Raw genomic sequence first — 7,878 nt, 5'->3', positions numbered from 1 at the left:
GAGAAAGTCATGCCCCCACCCTAAGCCGCCCCGCCCCAATGCCGAGACCGGTCGAAAATAGGAGCGAGACCGGTCCGCGGACCGGTCTCGCTCCTAGTTTCGACCGGTCTCGGCGCGATGGCTAGCCGGCGACGAAGCTGCCCATGAGCCGGGCGATGGCGTACGACGGCGCTCCGACGGCGAGGATCGGCACGATGGCGCTGGCGATCGCGGCCCGCCCGCCGGGAACCCACTGGTGCGTCCACAGCACGCGGTTCGCAGCCGCCATGAGGACGCCAGCCGTGAAGCCCACGATGAGGCAGGCCGCCCCGGACTGAGCGGCCTCGCCGAGCCCCGTGTGCGCCGGTCCGAAGAACCCGATGAGGGCGAGCAGCCCGCCAACCGCACCCGAGATCACCGCGGGCAGCGTCATGGTGAGGGTCTCCAGGACGCTGGCGCGCGCCTCCAGCGTGGTCAGCAGCGCGCCGATGAACAGCGCCAGGCTGCATGGGACGATGACGGCGGGGTCGGCCACACCGGGCTCCAGCGCGCACCAGGCGGCGCCGGAGATCGCCACGAGGGCGCCGGAGACCGTCGAGGACAAGCTCTCAAGCAATCCCCTCCGATCCCCCTTGCGGAGCATCTGGGCGACGAATGCGATGAGGACGGACAGCGCCATGACGACACCGGCGGCGCCGTAGTCCTGCCGCCAGGCCACGGCCAACGCGCCCACGACCCCCGTCAGGGCGATCACCGACGTCGACCCCGAATCGTGGCGGGCCCGGACGAGGGCCGGCCACCCCTGCGCCATGGCCAGGATGAGGACGACGACGAGGACCATCCGCGCCCACACCGCCATGGGGGCCGAGGCGGCGAGGAGGACGGGGATGAGACCGGCCACCGCCAAGCGGGTCCAGGCGGGGTCCACGATGCCGGGCTCCTTCGGCACGCCGCTCCCGCGCCGGGTGCCGTATCCGGGGCGCGAGGAGGCGGGTGCGGGCGCCGGGCGCCCGAGACCGCTCTGGGGATTGGCAGGGGTGTCCACGACTCGTATCGTCGCACACCCCAGCGCGATCGCATGACGTGTGCTTCACTTGGGGAGGCCCCCGAGGGCGCCCGGGCACCAGCCCCGCGCCACCCGGGACGGCCTATCCGGCAATGCCCAGGAGGGTCCGAGGAGAGGGATCGCATGCGCGTCGTCATGTTCACCCACGCCACCGACCCCGCGGACGCGCTTCCCGCCGCATCGTTCCTCGATGTGACCATCACCTGCCTGCCCCCGCTCCCGGCGAACTACGGCGCGGTCGACGACGCCGACGCGATCCTCATCGACGCCAGGGCGGACCTGACCCGGGCGCGAGCCCTGTGCCAGCTCCTGAGCGGGCCGATGGAGTGCGGGCCTATCCTGCTCGTCGTCGACGACGGCGGGGCCGCGGCGCTCCAGGACGACTGGGGAGCCTCCGACTTCGTCATGGCCGGGTCCTCCCCCGCCGAGCTCGCCGCGAGACTGCGGATGCTGCGCCGCGCCGCGCCCCCCTCCCAGGCCCCTAGGGAGGACCGCCTGGAGGTCGGCGACCTCGTCATCGATGTCACCGCCTACACCGCCAGGATCCACGGGGAGATCCTCGATCTCACCTACAAGGAGTTCGAGTTGCTCAAGTTCATGGCGATCAACCGGGGCCGGGTCCTGACCCGGGAGACGCTCCTGGACGAGGTCTGGGGCCAGGACTACATCGGCGGGGCGCGGACGGTGGATGTCCATGTGCGCCGCCTGCGCGCGAAGCTCGGCACGGAGTACGACCAGTTCATCGGGACGGTCCGCAATGTGGGCTACCGTCTCGATGCCCCGGGGATCATCTAGGGGCGCCCAGGGCGCGCGACCATGCCAGGCGATACCAGTCCGCGAGCGCCCCCGCCAGGACCACCGCGACCGGCCCCACTGCTTTCGGCTCCGGCGCCTTTGGCGCACGCGCGACGCTGCTGCTACCTTGAAGCCGACGCCGGGTCGCGACGGGCCCCGGGCTCCACCTCACGCCGCCGCGAGCGGCATTCGCGCCGACTGGCGCTCCTGCGGCCCGGCGTCCTCAACACACGATTCCTTCTCGAGAACGACACCACGGCAGAGAACCCGCACCACACCTGAGGTCCCGATCACCCGTGCTCACCTGAATCGACCATCTCCCGAGGCGGCCGCCATCAGCAAGCCGACCGTCTCCGGGCCCCGCCCCGGAAGAATCCGGGGCCGCGCATTCATGACAGGAGCGGCGATCCGAGCCGCCCAGACCAGCAAGGAGCCATCCGTGCGCATCCACCCCCGCAACAATGACGAGGCCCTCTTCGACCTGCTGTCGAGATCCGCTCGCCACCTCGTCATCGCCTGCGATGTCCTCGAGCAGATCGTCGCCGCCGACCGCGAGGAGCGCACCAGCCTCCGCGAGACCCTCCACGCGGAGGAGCACGCGGCGGACGACTCACACCACGAGTTCCAGCGCCTCATCAACGCCACCTTCGTCACCCCGCTGGACCGTGAGGACCTCCACCTGCTCGGCTCCACCATGGACGACTGCATGGACCTGGTCGACGAGGCCGGCGACTGCATCGTCCTCTACCACGTCGGCATCCTGCCCCAGGCCTGCCACGACCTGGTCGACATCCTCAAGCAGTGCGCCGAGCTCACCGCGCAGGCCATGCCCCGCCTGAAGTCCCTCAAGGACTTGGAGAGCTACTGGGTAAAGATCAACGAACTGGAGAACCACGGCGACCAGATCTACCGCGCCGGCATCGGCAGGCTCTTCGAAGAGGAGATGGACCCCGTCAGCCTCATCAAGCGCAAGGAGATCATCGAGCGCATGGAGGCCGCGATCGACGCCTTCGAGTCCCTGGCGAACACAGTCGAGTCGATCGCCGTGCGCGACTCCTGACGAATCGATGCCGCCATGATGACAGCACTGGTCATCGCGATCCTCGTCGTCGCGCTCATCTTCAACTTCACCAACGGCTTCCACGACGCCGCGAACGCCATCGCCACGTCGGTCTCCACGCGCGCGCTGTCCATGCGCACGGCCCTGGTCATGGCCGCCGTCATGAACATCATCGGGGCCCTGCTGGGCACCTCGGTGGCCCACACGATCGGCTCGGACATCGTGTCGATCAACTACGAGACGGCCGAGGGGAACACGATCGCCCTCATCGTCGTCTTCGCCGCGCTGTTCGCCGCGATCGCCTGGAACCTCATCACCTGGTGGTTCGGGCTTCCCTCCTCATCCTCCCACGCGCTGATCGGGGGCCTGGCCGGCGGAGGCATCGCCTGCGGCTTGTTGGTCCACTGGTCGTCGATCGTGGACAAGGTCATCGTCCCGATGGTCGTCTCGCCCCTGGGCGGGTTCATCGTGGCTTACGTCGCCATGATCATCGTGCTTCGGCTGTGCGCGGCCCTGCCCTACCACCGCACGATGCGGCGCTTCCGCTGGGCCCAGACAGCCTCAGCCGCGGCCATGGCCCTGGGCCACGGCCTCCAGGACGCCCAGAAGACGATGGGCGTTATGCTCATCGCCCTGACAGCCGGCGGATTCCATTCCTTCGACCACGGCGTCCCCACCTGGGTGAAGATCACAGCGGCGCTGACGATCTCCATCGGCACCTACTTCGGCGGCACCCGCATCATGGCGACCCTCGGCTCCAAGGTCATCGACCTCGATCCCGCTCACGGCTTCGTCGCGGAGAGCGTCGCCGCGGGCTTCCTCTACGTGGCCGCCATGGGGTTCGGCGCGCCGGTCTCGACGACGCACACGATCACCACCTCCATCATGGGCGTGGGCGCCACGAAGCGCCTGAGCGCCGTGCGCTGGGGCGTGGCGGGGGACATCGTCGTGGCCTGGGTGATGACCCTACCCGCGGCGGCGGCGATCGCAGCCGCCGTCGCCCTCCTTCTCCGGGCGGTCCTCCTCTGAGAGCGGCGCCGCCCCGTGGCCTTCACGGGGCAGCGCCACCGGCATGGCGTCGGGCCCGGCCCGCGGTTCTCCCGCGGACCGGGCCCGCATCGCTTTCCCCGCTCCTCTGCCCCGCTCTGCTGCGACGGCGCCGCGTGCCCCTGGCCTCGCGCCGAGTCAGTCCAGGAGGCCGGCCCGGGCCTTCACGGCGGCATCGGAGAGCTCGTCGGCAGTGGCCAGGAGCGCGGAGTCCCGGCGGGTGACGCGGTCGGCGAGGGGGTCGGCGTCGTCATCGATCCACTCGGGGACCGAGCCCCAGGCGAGCGCCGTGAGGAATCCGGAGGTGGTGGAGAGCAGTGGGGCGAGCGCGGGAACGGAGCCCTCCAGCGCGCCGGAGAGGGCGGCGTCGAGGCGCGCGCGCAGCGCCTCGGGTGAGATGACCGGACGCCCCTCGGCGAGGGCGGCGTCGAGGCGCGCCGCGAGTGCGCCGTCATCATCAGCGCCGGTGAGGTCGACGACGGTGGCGTAGCGGCGCTCGACGAGCGCGGCGTCGCGGCGGATCCACTCGCGCACGAGGAAGAGGCGCCACAGGGCCCCTGGCAGGGTGGTGGCCGGTGAGTCGGCCCAGAGTTCGGCGACGTCATCGACCCCCTGCCCGGCGACGACGGCGATGACCGCCTCCCGGGTGATGGGGTCGTCCGGGGCGGTGGGGAAGCCGCCGACGAGCGCCTGCGCGGCGCGATGGGCGAGCTCGGAGGTGACGGCGGTGTCCGCGCCGCCCTCGATGGATTCGGCGACCTCGGGGTCGAGCCGGGCGGGGCGGTGGAACTGGCGTGCCATGGCGTTCTCCTTCGATGCGGGACGCGCCCATTGTCTCCCACGCCCGCCATGGCGTGTCCCGCGCCCCAGGTCCGGTTATGCTGCGCGTGGTGCCGATTCCCGGCGCCGCGCCCCCTTAGCTCAGTTGGTCAGAGCTGCGGACTTTTAATCCGAAGGTCGTGGGTTCGAGCCCCACAGGGGGTACCGCCGCCGCGCCCCCGGCGCGCGCGCCCCGCCCGGCCGCGACCGCGAGCCTCTGCCCCCCCTCCCCCACCGGGCCCCCGCGCATCACCGACCGCCTGAGCCGGGCCCTCGGACGCGCCGTGGAGCACGCCAACCGCTCTGGCCGGCCCCGAGGGGCGCGCGATCACCGTACGATCACCGCCCGCGCGCGAGAAGAGGGGATGACCAGCATGAAGGGGCGCCGCCCCCGCGCTGAGGCCGTCCGCCCCGCCCGTGGCCACGGGCCCGCCATCTCGTCGGCGCCCTCGCATACGATGGTCGGGCCTTCTCCGGCGCCTCCTCCCGGAACACCTCAGTGTCCTTGCCGGGGAAGGAGGGGAGCCAGGGAGGAGGTGAGGGCCGTGGCCAAGCCGCGAGGCAGGCACGTCAAACCCCGCAAGGACAAGGTAACGGCCCGGCAGGTGAGCGACACAGTTAACGCAATCGCTCACCTGGTCCGGGCCGTCGGTGTCCTTGTGGATGCCCTCGGCCGTTGGTTCAACTGAGCCATTCGGCCTCGGGGACCCATCCGGTCGCACCCGGGTGGGTCCCCACCATTATGGGCCCCAGCGCGGCGCCGTGTCCATGACGCGACCACCGCCTTAAGGGTCACAGCCCCTGGACCAGCGATAGCCGACGGCGTCCACAGGTGGACAACGGGCGAACCCGCCCGCCGGGCCCTCAGCCAATAGCAGGACAGAGGAGGGGCCCGGGTCTAACGGCAACGGGGTATGAGGTGCAGGTCGACTGGACTGGCCAGCCCCGATGAACTGCCTCCTGCTCGGCGCACACCGATACACGCTCCTTACTGGGCGCTCGGTCGGCGTCCCGGGATCAGGTATAGACCCTCCGGTCGAAGCTGGCGGTGAAGTGGTCTCTGGTCATCGAGGTGGTCCACAGGCGCCGCTCGGTGCGGATGTTGCCACGCGTGCGCCGGTCGGCAGGGTCGTACCACTTGGCGGCCTCGATCTTGGTGCTGGTGGTACGGGCGGCGTTGTCGAGGGCGGGGGCGAGGTCGGTGTCCCGGGAGGCGAGGACGACGACGTCGTAGAGGCCCGAGCGGGCGAGGTCGACCAGGGCGAGGGCGCAGAGGACGTCGACGCCCTTCTCCCTGCGGGATGCTCGCACGGGTACTCGGCGGCCATCGAGGTAGTCCCAGGTGTACTTCAGGGAGCGCAGAGTCACGCTGACGACGCCGTGGTGCCCGCGCTCCCACTCGTCCTTCTGCGCCTGGTTGCGCCGGTAGGCGTCGGGGTCGTCCTCCGGGATCGGCAGGCCCCGGAACACTTCAACACGCTTGACGGAGGCGTGGTGGGCGGGGTCATCGATCTTAGCGTTGCGGGCCTGCGCGAGCTGGTAGGCGAAGCGGAAGGGGTGGATGAGGCCCTCCTCGAATGGGCGCCCGGAGAGGAACAGGGATGCTCTTGTGAGGTGGACGTTCTGGTAGTCGACGACGACCGCCATCTTGAAGGTCCCGGAGGCTTCCAGGAATAGTTAAACCCCGCCAGTCCCGGAGGACGACGGGGATTTACAGTTTAAGAGTATGAGGGCACACCCAGCACACGCAACATGACATGCGCCACAGACGGGCTGCCTTGGAGGGGTTGGGGACAGGCCGCGCCGCCGCGCCCGACGGTCGGCACCACCGCCTTGGAGGTAGTGACGCCAGGCCCATACGTGGGCACGGGCGGCGATGGGAGCACAGTCAGGACCGCACAGGTAGTCGTTGGCCCATCGCAGGCGCCGCAGTTGGCGGCCGGAGCCGTGAGCGCGGTTGGTCCAGTATCCGCGTACGTCGTGGCGGGTGGTCAGGTGCCCGCCCGATGGAGTTGTCGTGGAGATCCAGGCGGGCTCGCCGCGCGAGGCAGATGTCGATGACGGTCATGCCGACCAGACCGCGCCGGGAGGCGAGCCCACGAGCGGAGGAGTTGGTACGCCGGGGCGGTGGTTTCCACTGACGATCCCCCGTCACCAGTCCCCTCTCGGGAAACTGGCTCCCCCCATAGTCCGGAACGCGCCTCTCATCCAGCAGTGAGTGCGAGTGGCGAGTTGATCCAGTGGGCGATACTCGTGCGGGTGACGCGGGTGTCGCCCGGGAGGGTGAGTGTGGGGCCGTAGACTATGGTCTCGCTGCCAACGTGCTGGATACCGGCGGTGTGGGGGATGTCGAAGCGGGCGCAGCGCTGCTGAGCGTACAGGCCGTCCCAGATGGTTTCCAGGTCATCGTAGGTCAGTACCCAGGGCCATGGTGCGGATGTCAGGGCGGCGGCCAGGCGCTGGTGGGCGTCGTGGTCGAAGGCGTGCAGGTAGAGGTCGCGGGCCTTCTCGACATAGGGGGGGTCGGCGTAGACCAGGACCCGGGGGCCCAGGGGGGCCAGGGAGTCCAGGAAGGCGGTGCCGTCGGCCTGGGCGATGTGGATCCTACCCTCATGGGCAGCGATGGCCTCGATTCGCTGGCGCAGGGCGGTCTTGTTGAAGCGGGCGTCGATCTTCCATCTTCCCGTCTGCTTGAGGCCGCCGATGGGGCGGGCGTCGAGGATGCCGGAGCGGTTGGTGCGGTTGAGAAAGAAGGTCGCGAAGCCCAGTGTGAGATCATCGCCGCTGGCCTCGTCGTTCATGTAGACGCGGTGCTGGTGGCGCCACTGCTGGACGGTAATGGGGGTGGCGTCCATGAGGGCGCAGAACTCGGCGGCGCCATCCTTGGTGGTGATGGTGCGCCAGAATGCGGCGATGCCGGGGTTGAGGTCGTTGAGGTGGATATCGGTAATGACCTGGTCGGCCAGGAGTCGCAGGGCCGCGCCGGCGCCGCCGGCGTAGGGCTCGGCGTAGTGGGTGGGCGTGGGGTCCTGGCAGGTCGCGATCCTGGCCAGGAGCGGCGCAAGACGGGCCTTACCCCCGGGATAGCGCAGCGGCGAGAGGTACCTCATTG

Annotated in this window: 7 protein-coding genes and 1 tRNA gene; 4 read left to right on the top strand and 4 right to left on the bottom strand. The window is 70.1% G+C overall.

All coding sequences use genetic code 11. The features are described 5' to 3' along the window. Positions 1 to 121: 121 nt before the first annotated feature. Entirely contained in the window at positions 122 to 1,024 is a 903-nt protein-coding gene (locus GVV76_RS09995; RefSeq protein WP_235925165.1) for a tellurium resistance protein TerC, read from the bottom strand. Positions 1,025 to 1,168: 144 nt separating this feature from the next. Here GVV76_RS09995 and GVV76_RS09990 point away from each other — a divergent pair, with 144 nt between their 5' ends. From GVV76_RS09990 to GVV76_RS09980, 3 genes are all read left to right on the top strand, one after another. Further along, positions 1,169 to 1,840 (top strand): response regulator transcription factor, encoded by a 672-nt coding sequence (locus GVV76_RS09990; RefSeq protein ID WP_159626789.1) that lies wholly within the window; start codon positions 1,169 to 1,171, stop codon positions 1,838 to 1,840. Positions 1,841 to 2,279: 439 nt separating this feature from the next. After that, positions 2,280 to 2,900: a DUF47 domain-containing protein gene (locus GVV76_RS09985; protein WP_159523710.1), complete on the top strand. Its 621-nt coding sequence runs from the start codon at positions 2,280 to 2,282 to the stop codon at positions 2,898 to 2,900. Positions 2,901 to 2,915: 15 nt separating this feature from the next. Beyond that, on the top strand, positions 2,916 to 3,929 hold the full coding sequence (locus GVV76_RS09980; RefSeq protein ID WP_159523712.1) for an inorganic phosphate transporter: 1,014 nt from the start codon (positions 2,916 to 2,918) through the stop codon (positions 3,927 to 3,929). Between the two features lie 156 nt (positions 3,930 to 4,085). On the opposite strand, the gene GVV76_RS09975 is transcribed toward GVV76_RS09980, so the two are convergent. After that, positions 4,086 to 4,748 carry a hypothetical protein gene (locus tag GVV76_RS09975; RefSeq protein ID WP_159523714.1) on the bottom strand — a complete coding sequence of 221 codons (663 nt, stop codon included), beginning with the start codon at positions 4,746 to 4,748 and terminating at the stop codon, positions 4,086 to 4,088. Between the two features lie 109 nt (positions 4,749 to 4,857). Here GVV76_RS09975 and GVV76_RS09970 point away from each other — a divergent pair. Then, positions 4,858 to 4,931 (top strand) — tRNA-Lys (locus GVV76_RS09970). Positions 4,932 to 5,783: 852 nt separating this feature from the next. Here GVV76_RS09970 and GVV76_RS09965 read toward each other — a convergent pair. Beyond that, positions 5,784 to 6,413 (bottom strand): NYN domain-containing protein, encoded by a 630-nt coding sequence (locus GVV76_RS09965; RefSeq protein WP_159626787.1) that lies wholly within the window; start codon positions 6,411 to 6,413, stop codon positions 5,784 to 5,786. Between the two features lie 557 nt (positions 6,414 to 6,970). After that, positions 6,971 to 7,876, bottom strand: a complete 906-nt coding sequence (locus GVV76_RS09960; protein WP_159626785.1) for a DNA adenine methylase — start codon at positions 7,874 to 7,876, stop codon at positions 6,971 to 6,973. Positions 7,877 to 7,878: the final 2 nt, after the last annotated feature.

Origin of the sequence: Actinomyces sp. zg296, from assembly GCF_009829695.1 — a bacterium.
Classification (GTDB): Bacteria; Actinomycetota; Actinomycetes; order Actinomycetales; family Actinomycetaceae; genus Actinomyces; species Actinomyces marmotae.
The sequence above is the reverse complement of the archived record's forward strand: the minus strand, read 5'-3'. Positions and strand labels throughout refer to the sequence as shown.